25 protein-coding genes and 1 pseudogene are annotated in these 19643 nt (G+C 50.3%); all 26 read right to left on the bottom strand.

Annotated features, from left to right (window positions below; all coding sequences use genetic code 11):
* Window positions 1-28: 28 nt before the first annotated feature.
* On the bottom strand, window positions 29-913 hold the full coding sequence (gene dapA, locus BQ2674_RS05965; protein ID WP_075572903.1) for a 4-hydroxy-tetrahydrodipicolinate synthase: 885 nt from the start codon (window positions 911-913) through the stop codon (window positions 29-31).
* A gap of 15 nt (window positions 914-928) precedes the next feature.
* Window positions 929-1960: an aspartate-semialdehyde dehydrogenase gene (locus BQ2674_RS05970; protein ID WP_075573372.1), complete on the bottom strand. Its 1032-nt coding sequence runs from the start codon at window positions 1958-1960 to the stop codon at window positions 929-931.
* Between the two features lie 21 nt (window positions 1961-1981).
* On the bottom strand, window positions 1982-2779 hold the full coding sequence (gene dapB / locus BQ2674_RS05975) for a 4-hydroxy-tetrahydrodipicolinate reductase (RefSeq protein WP_075572904.1): 798 nt from the start codon (window positions 2777-2779) through the stop codon (window positions 1982-1984).
* A gap of 68 nt (window positions 2780-2847) precedes the next feature.
* The gene (gene recN / locus BQ2674_RS05980) at window positions 2848-4545 is read right to left on the bottom strand and encodes a DNA repair protein RecN (RefSeq protein WP_075572905.1); all 1698 of its coding nucleotides are present in this window, start codon (window positions 4543-4545) and stop codon (window positions 2848-2850) included.
* A 3-nt stretch (window positions 4546-4548) separates the two neighbouring features.
* Window positions 4549-5004: an arginine repressor gene (argR, locus tag BQ2674_RS05985; protein WP_075572906.1), complete on the bottom strand. Its 456-nt coding sequence runs from the start codon at window positions 5002-5004 to the stop codon at window positions 4549-4551.
* A complete protein-coding gene (locus BQ2674_RS05990) occupies window positions 5001-5582 on the bottom strand; it encodes a tRNA (mnm(5)s(2)U34)-methyltransferase (protein ID WP_075572907.1) in 582 nt (193 codons plus the stop codon). The genes argR and BQ2674_RS05990 overlap by 4 nt, the downstream gene beginning before the upstream one ends.
* A gap of 1 nt (window position 5583) precedes the next feature.
* Window positions 5584-6456, bottom strand: a complete 873-nt coding sequence (locus BQ2674_RS05995) for an NAD(+)/NADH kinase (RefSeq protein WP_075572908.1) — start codon at window positions 6454-6456, stop codon at window positions 5584-5586.
* Window positions 6457-6465: 9 nt separating this feature from the next.
* The gene (locus BQ2674_RS06000; protein WP_075572909.1) at window positions 6466-7269 is read right to left on the bottom strand and encodes a TlyA family RNA methyltransferase; all 804 of its coding nucleotides are present in this window, start codon (window positions 7267-7269) and stop codon (window positions 6466-6468) included.
* 10 nt (window positions 7270-7279) lie between these two features.
* Window positions 7280-8164 carry a polyprenyl synthetase family protein gene (locus tag BQ2674_RS06005; protein WP_075572910.1) on the bottom strand — a complete coding sequence of 295 codons (885 nt, stop codon included), beginning with the start codon at window positions 8162-8164 and terminating at the stop codon, window positions 7280-7282.
* Window positions 8161-8433 carry an exodeoxyribonuclease VII small subunit gene (gene xseB, locus BQ2674_RS06010; RefSeq protein ID WP_235828827.1) on the bottom strand — a complete coding sequence of 91 codons (273 nt, stop codon included), beginning with the start codon at window positions 8431-8433 and terminating at the stop codon, window positions 8161-8163. The genes BQ2674_RS06005 and xseB overlap by 4 nt, the downstream gene beginning before the upstream one ends.
* The gene (gene xseA, locus BQ2674_RS06015; protein WP_075572912.1) at window positions 8426-9637 is read right to left on the bottom strand and encodes an exodeoxyribonuclease VII large subunit; all 1212 of its coding nucleotides are present in this window, start codon (window positions 9635-9637) and stop codon (window positions 8426-8428) included. The genes xseB and xseA overlap by 8 nt, the downstream gene beginning before the upstream one ends.
* Window positions 9638-9649: 12 nt before the next feature.
* Entirely contained in the window at window positions 9650-10591 is a 942-nt protein-coding gene (locus BQ2674_RS06020; RefSeq protein ID WP_075572913.1) for a tRNA (adenosine(37)-N6)-threonylcarbamoyltransferase complex transferase subunit TsaD, read from the bottom strand.
* A complete protein-coding gene (nusB, locus tag BQ2674_RS06025; protein WP_075572914.1) occupies window positions 10591-11115 on the bottom strand; it encodes a transcription antitermination factor NusB in 525 nt (174 codons plus the stop codon). The genes BQ2674_RS06020 and nusB overlap by 1 nt, the downstream gene beginning before the upstream one ends.
* A gap of 15 nt (window positions 11116-11130) precedes the next feature.
* Entirely contained in the window at window positions 11131-11433 is a 303-nt protein-coding gene (locus BQ2674_RS06030; protein ID WP_075572915.1) for an Asp23/Gls24 family envelope stress response protein, read from the bottom strand.
* Window positions 11426-11803: an Asp23/Gls24 family envelope stress response protein gene (locus BQ2674_RS06035; protein WP_075572916.1), complete on the bottom strand. Its 378-nt coding sequence runs from the start codon at window positions 11801-11803 to the stop codon at window positions 11426-11428. The genes BQ2674_RS06030 and BQ2674_RS06035 overlap by 8 nt, the downstream gene beginning before the upstream one ends.
* 60 nt (window positions 11804-11863) lie before the next feature.
* A complete protein-coding gene (gene efp, locus BQ2674_RS06040; protein ID WP_075572917.1) occupies window positions 11864-12421 on the bottom strand; it encodes an elongation factor P in 558 nt (185 codons plus the stop codon).
* A 13-nt stretch (window positions 12422-12434) separates the two neighbouring features.
* Window positions 12435-13496 carry a M24 family metallopeptidase gene (locus tag BQ2674_RS06045; RefSeq protein WP_075572918.1) on the bottom strand — a complete coding sequence of 354 codons (1062 nt, stop codon included), beginning with the start codon at window positions 13494-13496 and terminating at the stop codon, window positions 12435-12437.
* A gap of 65 nt (window positions 13497-13561) precedes the next feature.
* Window positions 13562-14269 (bottom strand): pseudouridine synthase, encoded by a 708-nt coding sequence (locus BQ2674_RS06050; RefSeq protein ID WP_143696404.1) that lies wholly within the window; start codon window positions 14267-14269, stop codon window positions 13562-13564.
* Between the two features lie 18 nt (window positions 14270-14287).
* Complete coding sequence (gene cobC / locus BQ2674_RS06055) at window positions 14288-14941, bottom strand: alpha-ribazole phosphatase (RefSeq protein ID WP_075572919.1); 654 nt, start codon at window positions 14939-14941, stop codon at window positions 14288-14290.
* Window positions 14942-14961: 20 nt separating this feature from the next.
* A complete protein-coding gene (gene cobS / locus BQ2674_RS06060; protein WP_075572920.1) occupies window positions 14962-15708 on the bottom strand; it encodes an adenosylcobinamide-GDP ribazoletransferase in 747 nt (248 codons plus the stop codon).
* On the bottom strand, window positions 15705-16274 hold the full coding sequence (gene cobU / locus BQ2674_RS06065) for a bifunctional adenosylcobinamide kinase/adenosylcobinamide-phosphate guanylyltransferase (protein ID WP_075572921.1): 570 nt from the start codon (window positions 16272-16274) through the stop codon (window positions 15705-15707). The genes cobS and cobU overlap by 4 nt, the downstream gene beginning before the upstream one ends.
* A 116-nt stretch (window positions 16275-16390) precedes the next feature.
* A complete protein-coding gene (locus tag BQ2674_RS06070; protein ID WP_075572922.1) occupies window positions 16391-16885 on the bottom strand; it encodes a MogA/MoaB family molybdenum cofactor biosynthesis protein in 495 nt (164 codons plus the stop codon).
* Window positions 16886-17050: 165 nt separating this feature from the next.
* Complete coding sequence (locus tag BQ2674_RS06075) at window positions 17051-17662, bottom strand: hypothetical protein (RefSeq protein WP_075572923.1); 612 nt, start codon at window positions 17660-17662, stop codon at window positions 17051-17053.
* Window positions 17663-17959: 297 nt separating this feature from the next.
* Window positions 17960-18943, bottom strand: coding sequence for a hypothetical protein (locus BQ2674_RS06080; protein WP_075572924.1), 984 nt, complete (start codon window positions 18941-18943; stop codon window positions 17960-17962).
* 114 nt (window positions 18944-19057) lie between these two features.
* Window positions 19058-19321, bottom strand: coding sequence for a hypothetical protein (locus BQ2674_RS06085; RefSeq protein WP_075572925.1), 264 nt, complete (start codon window positions 19319-19321; stop codon window positions 19058-19060).
* Window positions 19322-19410: 89 nt separating this feature from the next.
* Window positions 19411-19605, bottom strand: a pseudogene (locus BQ2674_RS06090) (two-partner secretion domain-containing protein); the annotation flags it as partial.
* Between the last annotated feature and the right edge of the window lie 38 nt (window positions 19606-19643).

Raw genomic sequence — 19643 nt, forward strand, 5'->3', positions numbered from 1 at the left:
CGAACCACGAAAATCAACGCGCAGGTGTCTACATAATACCTGCTTTTTTCATCATATTCTCAAGGAATTTCTTAACCTCGTCGTTTGCTTCCACCATGGGCAGGCGAAACGTTCCGCCCGGAAGGCCGAGCATGTTGCAGCACGTCTTAATGGGCGTAGGGCTGACCGTGCAGAAGATACCGGTCATGACATCGACGTATTTCCGGTGCAGCCGCGCCGCTTCGGCAACCTTGCCGTCTTTATGCGCCTGTACGATAGCGTTCATTTCCCTGCCGATTATATGAGAAACGACGCTGATGACACCTGTCCCGCCGACGGCAACAATGGGCAGCGTCAGCGAGTCGTCACCGCTGTACACATAAAAGCCGTCATGCGTGTCGCGGGCAATGACGGAAGCCGCTTCCAGACTGCCGCTCGCTTCTTTAATGCCCACAATATTGGGGAAATCCTCCGCCAGGCGCACGACGGTTTCCGGTAAAATTTTACCGCCCGTCCTGCCGGGTACGTTATAAATGACAATAGGCAAGTCCACTGCCTTCGCAACAGCCGCAAAATGAGCATAACAGCCGTCCTGATTGGGTTTATTATAATACGGCACGATAACAAGGAGACAGTCCGCACCCGTCTTTGCAGCCTCCTTGGCAAAGGCGACGGTTGCGGCCGTATCATTGGAGCCTACATTGGCCATCACCAAGGTTTCCCTGCCGAAATTTTCTACAGCCAGGCGAAACAGCTTTAATTTCTCTTCGGCCGTCAAGGTTGCGCCTTCGCCTGTCGTACCGGCTACAAGCAAACCGTCCGAGCCGTTGTCAATGAGATGCCGCCCGACGGTGAGAAAAGCGTCGCAGTCAACGGTACCGTCCGCCTTAAAGGGGGTAATCATAGCGGTAATAACATTTCCGAACTGTAACATATAACCACTCCTTTATTAAATATTGTGTGCAATCATATATTCAGCTATTTGCAGGGCATTCAGTGCCGCGCCTTTGCGGATTTGGTCTCCCGACACCCAAAGGTTGACGACATTGGGATTAAAGATGTCCTTGCGAATACGCCCTACATAGACATCATATTTTTCCGACGTATAAAGAGGCATGGGATATTCCATATTTGCCAAGTTATCTTGAACCTGTGTCCCCGGGAAAGCATCAATAGCTTTGCGAACGGCTTCTACGGAAAGGGGCTCTTCCGTTTCCACATAAATCGATTCGGCATGGCTGCGAAAAACGGGTACACGTACTGTTGTAGGAGATACGGCAATGCCGTCGTCATGCAAAATTTTATGTGTTTCATTGACCAGCTTCATTTCTTCCTTTGAATAGCCGTTATCCAAAAAAACGTCTATATGAGGCAGCAGATTGAAAGCAATGGGATAGTGCTTGTCCAGGCTCTTCGTCGGCAAGATACGGGCAACCGGTTCTTCGCCTTTCATATACGCTTCCACCTGTTCCTTGAGCTCGTCAATACCCTCTTTGCCCGCACCGGACACGGCCTGATACGTGCTGACAACGATTTTTTTTATGGGCGACAAATCATAGATGGGTTTCAAAGCCATGAGCATAATAATGGTCGAACAGTTCGGATTGGCAATAATCCCCTTGTGCCCGGCAATGTCTTCGGGGTTTACTTCCGGCACGACGAGCGGTACCTGCGGCTCCATGCGAAAGGCGCTGGAGTTGTCGATGACGACACAGCCATGCGCTACGGCCGCCGGTGCGAGTTCCTTACTGACGGAGCCGCCGGCAAACAAGCCGATATCTACACCTTTAAACGAATCGGGGCAAGCTTCTTCAACAATATACGCTTTCCCTTTAACGGTCATCGTTTTGCCGACCGAGCGCTTCGATGCAAGGAGCTTCAAATTGCTGTACGGGAAATTGCGCTCTTCAATTAAGTTTATAAATTCCTGCCCCACAGCGCCTGTAGCCCCTAGAATGGCTACAGAAGGCATTTTTGACATCATAACATGCGTCCCCCCTGATTATAAGTAATGCTCCAGCCCGAAAATCAGGCCTTTCTGTTTCGGCGCTTTTTTTACAGCCAAAATCACGCCGGGCATAAAGGATTTGCGGTCCAAGGAATCATGTCGAATCGTGAGTGTTTCCCCGTAACCGCCGAAAAGAACCTGCTGATGGGCGACATACCCGGGCAGACGTACGCTGTGTATAGGCACGGCTTCTACGACGGTGCCGCGCGCACCGGCCAAACTCTCATGAGTCTTATCGGGTGCGGGCACGGCGTCTGCAGCCTGACGGGCAGCGGCAATTTTATGAGCCGTCATAATGGCCGTCCCCGACGGCGCGTCCAATTTATTATTATGGTGGAGTTCAATTATTTCCGCATCCGGCAAGTAAGCGGCAATTTCCTCGGATACCTTCATCATCATGACGGCACCGATAGAAAAATTCGGCGCAATAAAGACACTTATTCCCTTGGCCTCTGCCAGTTTTCCCAGTTCCCCACGCTGCGCCTCCGTCAATCCCGTTGTACCGACGACCGTATGTACACCGTGGGCCATACAGGTTTTTACATTCTCAAAGACGGCTTGCGGTATGGTAAAATCGACGACTACATCCGGCTTTATTTCCTCAAGGGCGGCCGCCAGACCTTCGCGGACAGCGATACCCAAGGGACCGATGCCTGCCAGTTCGCCTATATCTTCACCTATATGTGTAATGCCGACGGCACCGACCGGTTCCGTTGCCGCATCTTCCGCAATTGCCTTCACGACCTGCAGCCCCATTCTGCCGGCCGCACCGTTTATAAGAACTCGAATCATATATGTACACCTACCCTGTATAAAATTAATTTTATTGCTATATTTTTATGATATACCGTCCGCTTGTTTCAGTCAATAAAGTTCACATTGTCTTTTACCTTATAAATTAATTCTTCCGCCGCCTGTAAACTTGTATCGGTCACGTCGTTACCGGAAAACATGCGGGCAATTTCGGCGACATGATCCGCTTTATGAAGGACGCGAGCTTTGGTGACCGTCCTCCCGTTCGTCTCTTCCTTATAAAGAAAGAAATGATTATCGCCGATAGCCGCCGTCTGCGGCAGGTGGGTAATGCAAAAAACCTGACCTGCAACACCCAGTCTGCCTATATGGGAGGCAACCTGCAAGCCCGTCTGCCCGCTGATGCCGACGTCAATTTCATCAAAAATAACTGTCTTTTCCTGCCTTTTTTCATGAAAGACCGACTTTAAAGCCAAGGCGATACGCGACACTTCGCCGCCTGAAGCAACTTCCGCCAAGGGCTTCTCCGCTTCGCCGCTGTTGGCGGAAAAGTATAAATCAACGGATGATGCACCGGCAGCCGTAATTTTATCCATCGGTTCAATGCGAAAAGAAATGCGGCTTTTCTCCAGCCCCAAATGCTGCAAGACGGCCTCTGTCTTTTCCTTGAAGAGATCCGCCCCTTCCAGGCGCGCCTGAAAGAGCTCATCTCCGACACGGCTTAATTGCGCTTCTTTTAAAGAAATTTGCTTCTGCAAGTCGGCCATTCTGTTTTCCGAATCGCTCAGCCGTTCTCTGTCTTCTCTGGCCTTTGCTTCAAAAGCTCTGATATCCGCCACTGTAAAACCGTATTTTCGCTTCAGCTTTTCAATGGCCGCCAAACGGAACTGCATCTTGTCGAGAGCCGCTTCATCGAAGTCCATGGAGTCGGCATAAGTGACAAGCTCATCATGAATGGATTCAAGCTCATAGGAAATACTTTCCGCCTTGGCCGCAAGCGGTGAAAAAACTTCATCATAAGCGGCGTTTTTCTCCAGATTGCGCTGCACGAGGGAAACGGCATCCAACATCCCCTGCTGCCGCTCTCCCCCTTCAAGAGCAAAAAGGGCTTCTCGTAAGCCCTTGGTAATATGCTCGGCATGAGAAGCACGGTGAATCTTTTCTTCCAGTTCTTCATCTTCACCGTCCTTCAAGCGGGCCTCTTCAATTTCGCTGATTTGAAAGTCCAAGATACCGAGAAGTCTGGCCTTTTCGCCTTCGTTCCGTTCCAATACGGCCGCTTCATCACACAGGGCACGCCACTCCTTATATAAGCCGTCGTATTCTTTGCGGATGCGGCGCGTTTCCGCCGTAAATCCGTCGAGAAGCCGCACGTGACGTGTCTTGTCAAAAATAAGGCGGCTGTCATACTGGCCGTGAATATCGAGAAGAAGAAGTCCCAAACGACGGACAACGGCCAGCGGCACAATAGTTCCGTTCACAAGGACGGAACCTCTGCCGCTGCGGTAGAAGCACCGTGAAATGACGAGTTCTCCCTCTTCCGCCTCAATATGAAGCTCTCCCAGGAACGAACGTATGCACTCATCGTCATCAGGCAAAAAAAACGCGCCTTCAACGAGAAACGCTTCCGCTCCGTTACGGACGAAAGACGCTGATGCGCGTTTTCCTGCAAGCATGCCGATAGCATCGAGCAAAATGGATTTCCCCGCTCCCGTTTCCCCCGTAAAGACGGTAACGCCGGCAGAAAAGTCTAAATGTAATTCTTCAATTAAGGCAAAATTCTTTATGTGCAATGATTGCAGCATTCTTTATTCCTTCATGAGGGATACGATTAATTTTACAAGACGCGGCACACTGTCCGCATTATTCGTAATAATCAGGATGGTATCGTCGCCGGCAACGGTACCGATGACGTTTTCCCACTTCGCATGATCCACGGCGGAAGCAACCATATTGGCCGAGCCGGGAATCGTATGGATGACAATTTGATTAAGACACGAATCGACGCGCACGATAGAGTCCTGAAACAGGCGTGCCATACGGTTTTTAGACATGAGCATGTTCTGTTCCGGCGATAAAGCATATCGGTAGTGGCCGTCACTGGTCGGCACTTTGATCAGCATTAACTCCTTAATGTCTCTCGATACGGTAGCCTGCGTAACTTCAATCCCTTCTTCCTGCAAGGCTTTTGCTAATTCTTCCTGCGTTTCGATAGGCCGAGATTGAACAATTTCTTTGATCTTGGTGTAACGGAATCTTTTCATGGCTGCCCTCTCTTTTGAATAACAAACAATACCGGCGGTTCATGGGCCTGATTGACAGGCTGCCAGCATGACACGTCAAACTCCGTTTGCCTTAAGGTCCGCAAAAATTCGGCAAGTTCCGCTTTCTCTCTTGCCCCGTCCGGAGTCCCCGGGTATGCTGTTATCATAATTATCCCATTTGCAGAAACTTTATGCAAGCACAAATCGACAGCTTTCAATGTAGTTGCACTATCCGTATGTATGGCATGGTTTCCGCCGGGTAAATAACCTAAATTGAATAATACAAGATCCGGATTTTCTTTTATTTGAGCCAGTAACATTTCATGTGAACCGTGTCGTACAAAAATGCGTTTATGTGCAAGGCCCCGTTCATACAGAAGCGCCGTCGTTGCCGCAACGGCCTCCTCTTGTATATCAAAAGCATATAAAACGGCCGTATCCTTCATGCATGCCGCGAGAAACACCGTATCATGACCGTTGCCGCAGGTCATATCGACGAGCGTGTCCGCACCGCCTATATGGGGCTGCACCAGGGCATGGCAAACGGCAACGGCATTGCGCAGCGAATAAGCATCCACCTTACTCGGCTCCCCTCATTTTCTTAAAGAGATTGGCATAAAAGTAACCCTTATCAAAACGGATAAGCCGCAGTGTTTCCGCCGCCTTCCTCACGTGCAGCGTCATATCGGCGGCAAACTCGCAATCCGTCATGCCGTCGATGGAAATACGTACGACATTGCGACTGTCGCCGACAGTAAAGCTCAGCTCGTCTTCGTCACTGATAACAATGGGCATTTTTAAGAGCAGGTGGGGGCACAAAGGTGTCACCATCATACCTTTAACATGAGGCGGCACAATGGGTCCGCCTGCAGAAAAGGTATATCCCGTACTGCCTGTCGGAGTAGCGACGACGATGCCGTCTCCCGGATATTGCTGTACAAAGCAGCCGTTGATGCTCATATCGACGCGTACCAGTTTGCCTACATTACCGTGACTGATAACGACATCATTCAAGGCGGCAGGCAAGGACTGTACCATACCGTCGGCATAGACGAGCTCACTCTTGAGCATAATCCTCTTTTCCATAAAGTATCTGCCTGCAAGAATATCTTCAAAGCGTTTTTCCAACTCTTCCCCTTCCACTTCATAGAGAAAGCCGAGAGAACCGAGATTGATGCCGCACACGGCAATATGATGAGCCGCGAATTTTCGCGCCGACTTTAAAATCGTGCCGTCGCCGCCGAGAACGAAGGCCACGTCAATACATTCATAAATAGTATCATCCCTGCGGAGCCGCTCTTGTTCGACATCCGCATAAACGGCCTCTGCCGCCATGCTTTCGCAGTAGGCCAAATAATAATCACAACCATGTTTACGGCACAGCTTCATAATTCGTTGAGCCAGTGCCGTACTGCCTTCCTTTACTAAATTCGGAAAAATACCGATGCGCATTTATTTCACCTACATTTCGTGAGATGCCGCAACAACTTCGGCAATCACATCTTCCGTGACGGCATTGGCAAGAACACCGTTTTTGCGGCAATATAACAAATATTCCACGTTGCCGTCAGCTCCCTTTACGGGCGAAAAGGTCAATCCTGCCGGCGCCAGGCCGGCGGCGGCAATACCTGCCGTAACGCGGGAAACCACTTCTCTATGCACGGCAATATCGCGCACAATGCCGCCTTTGCCGACAGCCGCCTTTCCCGCTTCAAACTGCGGCTTTATAAGCACAACCGCCTCGCCGCCGTCTTTTAGAAGGGGCACGACGGCATCCATAATTTTGAGCAGCGAGATAAAGGACACGTCAATGGAAATAAAATCGACAGGCCCGCCTATGTCTTCGGGGGCGACATAGCGAATATTGGTCCGCTCCAAATTGACGACGCGTTCATCGGTCCTGAGCTTCCACGCCAATTGACCGTACCCGACGTCAACGGCAATGACATGAGCCGCCCCGTTTTGCAAAGCGCAGTCCGTAAAACCGCCGGTCGACGCGCCGATATCCATCATAGTACGGCCCGTCAGGTTGACGGAAAATACGTGCAACGCTTTTTCCAGCTTCAAACCGCCCCTCCCCACATAAGGCAGAGCGTTGCCCTTGACCTCAATCTGCGCATATCTGTCTATTTTGGTTCCTGCCTTGTCGACACGTACACCCTTGACGAAAACCGTTCCGGCCATGACGGCGGCCTTTGCTTTTTCGCGGCTTTCAAAAAGGCCCCGCTCCGTCAGCAGCACATCCAGCCTTTCTTTTTCTTTCATGTGCGCCCCTTTATTCCACCCGCTCGCTCAGGTATACGGCGAGATCTCGTAAAAACCGGGCTTTATCGTCAAATCCGTCCAGTGCCGCCAATGCCTTCTGTGTGGCGGCGGCTGCCTGTTCTTTAGCTTCGTCCAAGGATAATAAGGTTACATACGTAGCCTTATTATTTTTTTCGTCACTGCCGACGGGCTTGCCCATAAGAGCTTCATCACCGACTGCATCTAAAATATCGTCCGTAATTTGAAAAGCAAGGCCCATGCTTTCGGCATATACACCTAAAGCGGCACGCGCACGGTCATCGGCACCTCCGAGCAGAGCCGCCATCTCAACGAGAGCTGAAAAAATAATGCCCGTCTTGCTTTTGTGGAGCAGCCGCAAGCCCGAAAGGCCGATGTCAAGATTTCCTTCTGCCGCAAGGTCGAAGGCCTGTCCGCCGACCATACCGGCCGGCCCGGCCGCATGCGCAAATATGCGAATGCATTGAAGGACTGTCGCCGGCTCCGCATCCGGCTGCGCCGCCATCAGCTCGAAGGCATAGGTCAGGAGGCCGTCGCCGGCAAGTATGGCCACTCCTTCACCGTAGACCTTATGATTGGTCGGTTTACCGCGACGGTAGTCATCATCATCCATGGCCGGCAGATCGTCGTGGATGAGCGAATAGGAATGAACGCACTCCAAAGCGCAAGCCAAATCAACATACCTGGCCGAATCCTTGCCGAGCGCTTCCAAAACGGCGAGAAATAAAATCGGCCTAATTCGTTTGCCTCCGGCGTTTAAGCTGTAGTTCATGGCTTCGTAAAGCTGCGAGAACTGCGGTACATCCGTTCGAACAAGTTCAGCTAAACGCGCATCGAGCATTTCTTTTTGGGAACGCATATATTCTTTAAAAATCATAGGTCCAATATTCCTTCTTCCATAGCATCGCCCGCCGCTTGAGACGCATTATTTTCTGCTGCCGCCGGAACAGGGCCGTCCTGTGCGTCACTAAGCTCCGCCGCCCGTTGCCGGGCGTAGTCCAGCGCGTCTTCACAAGATTTGGAAAGCTTTACGGCCTTTTCAAAAATATCCAGAGATTCTTTTAAGGTTAGAGCGGAATCATCCAAAGAGCTCACCAGCTTTTCCAAGTCCGCATAGTCCTGCTCAAAGTTTTTTAATTTATTCACCGTTTTTGCCACGACCGGTCACCTCTTTCACATCCGTTACAATTGTTCCGTCCGCCATTTCTATTGTCAGGGGCCGGTCTTTTTTCACAGCCTTCGCCGCCGTTATGACCTTGCCGTCCTGCTCCAGCCGGCCGTATCCCTTACGCAGGAGGGAAAGCGGGTTGAGCACCTCCATGCGCGCCTGTGTTTTGGCGAGCTCGCTCTCCTTCTGCAGGAATAAATAATCCAACCGCTGCTGCGACGCCGTCAGAAGATGGCGTAAATTTTCCGCCTTGGCCGCCAAAAAATCGTCGTACCGCCGCAGTTGAATACGCGCCGTCACCTGCTCCAATTCGTGCTGCAACCGCTCTATACGCAGCCTCATCGTTTCATAGACAGTCTCGGCAAGAGAAGACAATTGCAGCTCCATGTCTTCAAAGCGCGGAAAAGCCAATTCGGCAGCATGGGTCGGCGTAGCGGCCCGCACGTCGGCCGCATAATCGACGAGCGTCGTGTCCGTTTCATGTCCGACAGCCGTAATAATCGGAACTTGTGCCGCAAAAACGGCTTCCACTACACGGGCATCGTTGAAGCACCACAAATCTTCCATGGAGCCGCCGCCACGGGCAAGAATGAGTACATCCAGGGACTTATCGTTTCCCGCCGCAGTCAAATTTTTGACAAGTTCCGGCACGGCGCCTTCGCCCTGTACCGGTACGGCATAAAGAATCGGTTGAATGTAAGGATTCCGTTCGGCCCTGATTTTCTCTATATCATGGAGGACGGCGCCGGTCCGGGATGTCAATATGCCGACACGCCAGGGAAAGCGGGGCAAGGCCTTTTTACGATCCTGTGCGAAATACCCTTTCGCCGCAAGCTCCGCCTTGGTTCGCTCATATTGAGCCTGTAAATTTCCCATGCCCTGTGAAAACAGGCGCTCAATAATAAAGGATAAGGTCCCGCCCTTTTCGTAAACGTTGATCGAACCGACGACAACGACACTGTCGCCTTCACGAACGGTATTCATCATCGTCCCGGCCCGGCCGCGAAACAAGACGGCCCGAATGGACGCGCCGTCATCACGAATATTCATGTACCAATGCCCGTTGGACGCTCGCTTGAGACCGATAATATTACCCTCCATAGCTATGCTTTGCAGCCGATAGTCGCGCTGTAAATCTTCCTTTATGCGATTGACAACGGCTGAAACACTTTCATATTTCATGTCATTCCGCCTTTATGTACTGCGCAGAGCTGCCCAAAAAGCTGCACCCGACGCATTGTCCGCACTATATCCTTTTTCCGCAGGAAGGAAGGAAAACCCTTCACGCTGCGCGTAAGCCGCAAGGGCACTGCGCAAATACGTATTTTCCATGACACCGCCTGCCGCCACAAGGAGCGATGTTTTATCGCCTTCTGTTCGCTCCAGGAGTTTACGTATGCCGCGCCAAACGGTTTTCAACGTTTCCGCGCAGAGCGGTCCCTTTTCCGTCTCTCCCGCCACAATGCGGCGCTGTATGTCCGACTCGGGGCCGGAAAAGCTGACTTCTCCATCCTTATAAAAAACGGCTGTCCCTTTGGCGGTGTCCAAAAAGTCTCTGCTTTCCATATCAACCGATTTGCCTGCCGGAAAAGGAAGCCCCAAGGCGACGCCGACACGGTCGATAAACTGGCCGGCACTGATGTCGGATGTACCGCCGATGCGCGTAATATCGAGTCCCTCCGCATCGGGAGAGACCGACAGAAAATCCGTAGTACCGCCGGAAATATGGAGTGCCCGAAAGGGTGTGTCCGTATAGCCCGTGCCGCGCAGGACCGCAAGCAAATGATTTTCCTGATGGCTGATCGTATAGAGGGGAACCCCCAAAAGAGCCGCTATAGACCGCCCGTAACCGATACCGCTTAAAAAAGCGGGCATATACGAATCCTCCCGTCGGCGCGGCTTATTCGTCGCAGCAACGGCGCGTATCGTATTGCCCGCCAATGAAGGTACCAGCTTTTCCGTTAAATCGGGAAGATTACGCACGTGCTGATAAACCATTTCCGACTGTGACAGGCCTCGCTTACCGGGCTTCACCGTAAGAAGACGGCGCTCATCGGCAACAATGCGGTACGCTCCGTCAACAAGACATAAAGAGGTCGTATAACAGCTCGTGTCAATGCCGAGAAAGACGTCCATTATGCCAAAGTCCTCGCATAGGCGCCCAATATGCCGTTGACAAACTGAGACGAACGAACGCCGCCGAATTCTTTAGCCAAGCGAACAGCTTCATTAATGATAATGGCCGGCGCCAAGGGATCCTGCGGATAGACAAATTCGCAAAAAGCCACGCGCATGACCGTCTTATCGGCCATGTTCATCCGCCCCGGTTCCCAGCCCTTGGCAAAGGAACGTATCAGCGCGTCCAGTTCGGCATGATGGAGAGACACCGTTTCTACAAGGTACTCGCAATACTTTTCCGTGTCCGCCTCGCCTTCATCACTGTCCGCTTCCGTTCGAATATCTTCAATCTCCGACAAGTTGACGGCGTTTTCATCTAATTCTTCCTCACCTATTGCCTGCGGCTCCGGCTTTCGGTCTACGATCGTTTCATCGTCGTCCGCCAAAATTTCCGTTTCTGTGAATTGAATATCCATTTCATCATGAAATTCTCGAGAAAATAAGATTTTCAACGCCCGCCGGCGTGCTCTGTGTCTGCTCACGTTGTCCTCCCGGTATCATGCCCGTGCAGGCATAACAATATCTTCAATAGTCACGTCTATTTGCATCACATCCGGATCAATCATGTCCTGAACGGCCTGCGCCGTATGATGCTGCACGGCCAGAGCCAATTCACGCAGCTTGCTGCCGTATACGGCGGCAATGCTGATTTGAACGGTAATACGACCGTCTTTTTGCCTGACTGAAAAAGAAGAGCCCTTTTCCTTTGCCACGCCTTCCGTGCCCAAGGCGGCAGTGCGGGCAATCTTCTCGATAGCCGAACGGCTGACCGTATAAGCTGTTTCTTCATGCTTATTCATTGCTCCTGCCCTCCCCTTCACGCGGCAACGCGTCTTCAAAGATAACGTCCTGCACCGTAATATGCACGGCCGTGACAGCGCATTCACACAGTGTTTCTACAGTACTCTTTACCGTTTGCTGTACTTCTACGGCCAAATCGGGAATCCGCACACCGTGACGGACAATAAGGCGCACGGTCAATTCCGCTTCCATGCCGTCAATAGCGACATCAATACCTCGGCCGCCTGCAGCCTTGCCGATTTTCTCCGTAAAAGTCGATGCCAGCATGACGACACCCGACACGGTTAAGGCGGCTTGAGCCGCAACAAAGGCAATTACTTTCGCCCCGATATGAATGCTTCCCAGTTCATTTATTTCCGTTGTTACCATAAACTCCGCTCCATGAAACAAAAAGCGATGAGATACTCATCGCTTTTTCCCGTCTCTTACTTATGCGCGCCCTGTATATTGACCTGTTCTCGTGTCGATGGTCAACACTTCGCCTTCATTAATAAACAGCGGCACCTTAACTACATAGCCTGTTTCCAAGGTAGCCGGCTTGCTGCCGCCCGTCGCCGTGTCGCCGCGCACGCCCGGATCCGTCTCGACAACGCGAAGCTCAACGGCTGCAGGCAAGTCAATGCCGATAACTTTGCCCTTAAAGAGCATAACGGAAACGGTCATTTCTTCCTTCAGGAAATTGATAGCCGTGCCGAGCGCTTCCTTATTGAGTTCAATCTGTTCATACGACTCGTTGTCCATGAAACAGTACATGCCGTCCGTTTCATAGAGATACTGCATTTGCCGGCGATCGACGCGGCCTTCCTGCACCTTTTCACCTGCGTTCCACGTACGTTCTACGACGGCACCCGTTTCAAGGTTCTTAATTTTTGCGCGGACAAAGGCGGCGCCCTTCCCGGGCTTTACATGCTGAAATTCCACTACCTGCCACACCTGGCCGTCAATTTCAATCGTTACGCCCGGTCTGAAATCATTACTTGTAATCATAACCAATCTCCTCCTATAACAGCTCCATCAGTTCTTTTGAAGTTTTTGTCACTATTTCGTGTCCCGTCTTTGTTACGATAAGGGAATCTTCTATACGAACACCGTACAGGCCTTGCTTATACAATCCCGGTTCTACGGTGACAATCATATTTTCCTGCAATACTCCCTGCGCGCGCGGCGACAGAAGCGGTTCTTCGTGTATTTCGAGGCCCGTACCGTGCCCCAGAGCATGTGTAAAATACTGTGCACACTCACGGTCTTCAAAGAATTTCCGCACGATACCGTCCACTTCGCTGCATACGACTCCGGCCTTAACAGCTTCCGCTCCCAACAACTGCGCTTCCAAAACGAGTTCATAAACCTTCTTTTGCTCGTTTGAAGCCTTGCCGACGACGACGGTTCTCGTCATATCCGAATGGTAGCCGTCCCAAAGGGCGCCGAAATCAAAAGTGATGAAATCGCCTTTTTCGACGACTTTATCCGTCGCCGTGCCGTGGGGCATGGCCGACCGCTTTCCGGAGGCGACAATCGTATCGAACGACTTCCCTTCGGCGCCGCCCAAGAGCATATTGCTTTCCAACCGCGCCGCCAGTTCCCGCTCCGTTACGCCCGGTTCGATATAAGCCAAAACGTCCGCAAAGGCCTTGTCCGCTATGGCGCTCGCCTTACGCGTCGCCTCAAGCTCATACGGCTCTTTAACGGCTCTGAGAGCCGTCACGGAAAGACCTTCAAAGGATAATTCCTCTTGCGCCAGAGCCTCATAAAAGGCATGTGTCATATAATTTTTTTCATAGCCCACTACGCCGGCGCCCTCCGCCAAAAGCCCGGCTGCGGCCAGGGGCAGCCGACCGCCGTGGTTCTCAATGCGTACGGACGGATCGCATTCCTGCGCGGCCTGCTCAGTGTAACGCAAATCCGTCCAAAGGACGGCCTCCTCCGGCGTGACGACAAGTGCCCCTTCGCCGCCTGTAAAGCCGCTGAAGTAGCGTAAGTTTTCAGGCTGCAGCAAAAGGACCGATTCAACATGCCGTTCCTTTAAAAACCGGCGCAATGCCCTTATTCGCTCATCAATCATGGTATCACCTGATTTTATTCAACTAACGTCAATCATACCATAGAATAAGCGCTTTGAACAAGCTTTTACTGCCCTAAAAGGGGCAAAATCACTTCTTTATCGGCAAGCATTCTGTATGCCCCCGGAGCGAGGCTCTCGTCGAGCGCAAGAGCACCGACGGAACGGCGGTGAAGTGCCGTGACATGCAGGTCCACGGCGGCACACATACGCTTTACCTGATGAAACTTTCCTTCGCACACGGTGATTTCAAAGGTATTCTCCCTTATTTGCCGTATAGCCGCAGGCAAACACTGCAGCCCGTCGGCAAGGATGATTCCCGCCGCAAAGCGCTCGTTCAAATCGGCAGGCACGTCGCCTTCCGTTTCCGCCACGTATACTTTAGTAACGGAGTTCTTCGGCGTAATGATGTTATGCGCCCACGCGCCGTCATTGGTTAACAGTAATAATCCCGTCGTGTCCTTATCAAGTCTGCCGACCGGAAAAAGGCGAGCGGCCCTAAAGAGAGGCGGCAGCAGATCAAGGACCGTTTCGGAGCGCTTGTCCTCCGTAGCCGTAACGACACCGGCCGGCTTGTTGAGCATAAGATAATAAAACTCCCGATACTGTACAACCTCACCCCGGACGGCAACCGTGTCCGCCGCAGGATCAACCTTTACACCGCTGTCCGTACAAGCCGCGCCGTTTACGGTTACATCACCGTGCCTGCAAAGAGCTTTTATTTCCCGCCGCGTACCGTACCCGCTGTGCCCGAGGAGCTTATCGATACGCATCATACGACTGAACTCTTTCATCTACAAGCTGACCATGGACGACCATTGCTCCTGATGGCCTTCCGTGCCTTCCAGATGACGTGTCGAGTTCATGACGGTCATGACATTTTTCGTGCCGTAATAGTCAATAATATTAAAGGCCGTATTGAACTGTTGAAAGCACCAGACGCGCGTAAGCTTCAGCCCCAGCAGGCCGAAGATGAGGCAGCGAATGGTCGCACCGTGGGAAACGACGAGAACCGTGTCGCCGTCCCCGTGGTTTGCCAGAATGTCGCGAATCTTAGTCATTGCCCGCTCTTCAACCTCGGCAAAAGATTCGCCACCGCGGGCACGCATGGTGCCGTCGGATTCATAAAAGGCTTCTATTTCGCCGGGCCACTGCTCAATAATCTCGTTATACGTGTGTCCTTCCCATTCACCGAAGTTGATTTCCCTCAATTCCGCATAAGTCGTGACCGGCAACCTGTGCGGTGCGGCTACGAGCTCCGCCGTTTTTTCCGCCCGCAACAAATCGCTGCTGTACACGGCCGTAAATTGCTCGTCCTTTAAAAAATCGCCTAAGTATTTCGCCTGAACAATGCCTCTTGCGTTCAAAGGCACATCCGTCGAGCCCTGATACCACTGCTGCGCGTTACCGTCCGTTTCGCCGTGGCGGACGAGATAGAGTTTTATCATTACCATTCCTCCGACTTTTCCTATATATAAAGTATGGTACACCTTAAAACCGCAGCCGCTCCTACGAGAAGAACGGCTTCCGTAAATTCGATGACCGCCCCGTACGTATCGCCCGTCACGCCGCCGAGACGCTTACAAATATACCGATTGGCAAGCACCGTTATGATAACGGCCGCCATGAGAACGGGTATATACATGACCCCGACGAGCAACAGGGGAACAATATTGACGGCAAGGCTTTTCCGCAGGGCATGAGGCGGCGCATATTGACCGAAGGCCTTACCCAAACCTTCACTGCGGGCATAGGGAAACTTTAAAATACTGAATAAGGCTGCAAAGCGAGTTGCTGCCGGAACGGCAACGAGAAGCTGCCACGGCGAAAGGATTTCCGCCAGGCTGAAAATTTTAAAAACGGCCAAAAAGAAAAAGGCCGTAACGCCTGTCGAGCCGACGCGGCTGTCCTTGAGAATTTCGAGCATCCGCTCACGGCTGCGTCCGGAAAATATACCGTCCGCCGTATCCATAAACCCGTCCGCATGGAGCCCCCCTGTAAGGCAGTACCAGGCGGCAACTGTAAGGCCGGCCGTCAAAAGAGGTGAAAAAAGAAAGGCCGCCGTCCCGTTCAAGACTGCCAGAATACAGCCTGTGAGCGTGCCGACAAGGGGAAACCAGAGGATGGACGCGCCGAATTCAGTATCGGACCAAACGCCCCTGTCAGTCAAATGGATACGCGTCAAAAACTGCAGGGCAATTAAAAATGATTTCATAAGTGTTCTCCTGCGCGTACCTGCCGGCCTTTAATTTCCACGGCAATACCCGCCACGGTCAAATAAACGTTGTCCGCCGCAGCGGCAAAAGACTGATTGACCATCCCCGCCACGTCGCGATAAAGGCGGCTGGCCGCATCTCCCGGAACGATACCGCTTCCCACTTCGTTTGTCACGGCAATGACAACCTTCCCTGAGTCCGCCATAAGGCGCAGCATGTCCTGCACCTCCGACCGGGCAATCCGCTCAATTACGTCGCCCTGTTCATGACGCAAATCATATAATAAAGTCGCCACATATACGGTCAGGCAGTCCAAAAGAACCACGTCCGTATTGACCAATATATCCGGCAAGGCCTGCACCAAATGCCGCGGCACCTCAACTGTCCGCCAATCCGCCGGTCGACGACGGCGATGCATTTCGATACGCCGCCTCATTTCGTCATCAACGATTTCGGCCGTAGCAATATATGTTTTTTTCCCTGCCGTCTCCGCCGCCAGGGATTCGGCAAAAGCACTCTTACCGCTGCGCGCCCCGCCGGTGACAAGAATAATCCGACCTGCCATAACCGCTCCTTATTATCTATAACGGGTTTATTATATCATATACCGGAAATACTGCCGCCATAAGCCGTGAAAAACCTGCCGCGCCCTAAGGTCACAACAGGTTTTCCGCACTCTTATCAGGATTTACTGATTTCCGCTTTAATATGATAAATCTCGGGGATAATAATCTTTTCCATGCCTACCTTTATGATACCCGTATGTCCGGGCAGGCAAAATATGGGGCACTGGCGAATAATCCCTGCACCGCCGCGATAGGCCAAGGCTTCCATGCCGCAGGCGCGGCGATAGGAAAGAAATGTCAGTATGCCGTTAAACTCGGGAATGGTCTTATCAAAGAGGGGCTCCAACGTTTCCAGTGTCACGTCCCGTCTCGCCAAGCCCGTACCGCCGCTCGTAACAATCATATCTACGCTGCACACCCATTCGTGTACATACCGTAAAATAGCGTCGCCGTCATCCTTTACAATAGCATAATCCACTACCTGATGACCTGCTTTCGTGAGCAGAGACTGAATCATGAGTCCGTTTGTGTCATCCGAGTAGGTCCGACTGTTGCTTACCGTCAAAATGGCGGCTCGTAAAGGATGTTTTTCCGTTTCTTTACCGGCCAACTTCGTCACCTCCTGTCTCAGTTTCTTCTTATTTATATTATACGATAAAACGGCAGTCTGTCATACTGCTGTTCATAACTTACCGTCTCCGGCCGTTCGGCGGCCTTGCGGTTTATATAGCGACGTCCCTGTAAGAAAACGAACTTCCAGTAAACACTCACCTCTTTACATACTGAAAATTATGGATTCCATTGTATCACCGTTTTGCCTGATTCCCTCACTCGGAGAATCTAATCCTCGCTCCTTCTCCAAATACTCATCTGCTTTATCGGGAAAATAAAAAAGACTATCCCTAAAATAAGCCTTTTTACGTAAATTTCCGGTCTGCTTTAATTCCATATAAATAGCTCTGTCTATTTCCGACACATCTTGCAATGAGTCCCTTAAAATCAAAAACATAAAATATGCGTCCAGCACGAGGAGTATTAGTATTCCAACTATAGTTTTAACCGGAAATTTGAGCCAAACAGCTCGTTTAACAATGGCCAGCAACACGCTCCACCAAGCAATCACCCACAATAAAAAATACACGCAACCGGTTACGAAGCTATTACTTATCATCATATATAGTATAGGAGCCACGTTATAAACATAGTCTTCAAACATTATAAGCGCAGTAAGCGGTACATATCCCAAAACAAATTGGGTTCGTGAACTAACTCCTGCAAATGATAACAATCCTTCTGTAAGCCCTTTACTGTACTGGAGAGCACTACCAAGGCAAACCAAAAAGGTAAAATACAACAAATTACTTTGCTGTATAAAATGAGCAAGCATATTAAGCCGCTCCTATTACGTTAGAAACTTTGTTATTTTTATAGCTAAATCAATGATTATCCCTATAAAAATAATAATCACAATAAGCCGAACAAACTGTGTCTCCGTAGAATCTTTTGGAAGCGTCTTAACCCCTTCTTTTAAAATACCTTCATCCCTTAATAGAGCATATGTTCTAAAATACTAAGAGTATTTAATCGCCAAGATAACTGTAGGCAGTAAAATAATATCTTTTATCATTTTTATCCTCCACACTTTTTCAATGAATCCGATTCACACAAACTACTTTATGCGATCTTATTTTCCCGGTGTTGCCTGAAAACTATAATGCTCTATCGTATTTTGTATAGCCTGGAGCTTATTTTCATCATAAGCATCCTTCGAATACGCAATATAGTCGGTATCGGGCTCTACGGGCAGTCTTTTAATCTCTCCCGTCTTGCCGTCGTATATGAAGGGTCGATATTCATATATAGGTTGGTTTCTAAAGATATTTTCCCATGCCCGCTCCCAGTCCATAAATTCTACATATCCCGGTTGGTGCGGTATCATGCTATAAATATTATTGTATGCCATAATCATTTTATTAGAAAATTTTTCTCTTTTCACTCCTTGTAAATCCGTAATAAACGTTCCTCCGACTCCGGAAATAAAAATTTTTTCCCCTTCCTTTGCCCAACCTTCAAGGTATTCTCCTTTCTGAAACATAAAATAAGTTCTCTCTTGTGGATATGTTTTAAGCATATTGGCCTGATCAACATAAATAATACCGGTCTTTTCATAAGACAAAAGATCATTTCCATTGCTGCGAAGATTATAACCCGTAATAACTTTATTTACTTCCACAAAATTAGGGGAAATCAGATAAATATCGGTATTCACCTGCACCCAACATCCTAAATTATTGACCATAAGCGCTAACTCAGTCTTAGGTTCACTGTTTGGGATACTTGTTTGTTTAACTTTATTCTCCGAAATTTGCATAATAATTAATTCCGATTTATCTGCCCTCATAAATAATATGGTTAACTTATTATTCGTTAAGTTTATCCTTCTTATAGTTCCCGGAATATTTGTAAAAATCTTCTCTACCTCAATCTTCTTCATGTGCTTCATATCGTTAGGATCTATAAATTCAAATTTATTATTAATAATCGTTCCCGCATATACAGCCTTTGATACATCAAAAATATATTTAGTTACATCAATAAGATTTTCAAAGCCCACCACTACAGCGAAAATCAGCACTATTACTGCAAAAAGTTTTTTCCCGTTCTTCATAAAGACTCCTTAAAATAGTCGAGGTGTGCTTACAATAGCATCCTTTCAAAGTCAACTCTATTCCCCCACTCTTGTTGCCGAATTTGTTTCCTGCCGGCATGGAGCCGAGTTCCGCTACGGCCGGAATCCCACCTTGTCCGGTTTTCCGTCTCTATCGTAGTAATGGAGCAGTTCATCCGCATTCTTCATAAACAGGCGCGACAGTTCCTGCCGCTCTTCGAGCTTCTTCTTGTCGAAGATTTTCCCCAGCCGATTGAGCGAGTTGGCCGTATCTCTGTTTATCTTGGTAAGGTCAACGTCTTCCTTTGTCGTTGTAATCGTTCCCGGGGCGATGGCGGATTTCGTCGCGGTATGTACGTCCTTCTGTACACCCGGCAATACATCCGGCGTCAGGAAGACTTCCGCCTTATACCCTCTGTGCCGTGATTTATGCGGCCACCGCCGCTTATACGTATAGCTTGCCTGCGCCTTCCCGTCGTCAGGACGGCGCGACTCGTATTGATGAAGCCGCCGCCGTTTACACGGATGCCGTCGGGATTGGCCACAACGACAAAAGCCGCCCTGCCGGCCACTTCCATAAATCCGTTGAAGGCCGTAGGGCGGCCGGAGGTCACTTCGTTTACGATGACCTTGGCGGTGCCGCGATTCATATGGGGGTTACCTTCTCCTGTAACTACTGTCCTATCTATTATTTATGGAC

Origin of the sequence: Megasphaera coli, assembly GCF_900095855.1 — a bacterium.
GTDB lineage: Bacteria > Bacillota > Negativicutes > Veillonellales > Megasphaeraceae > Megasphaera > Megasphaera massiliensis_A.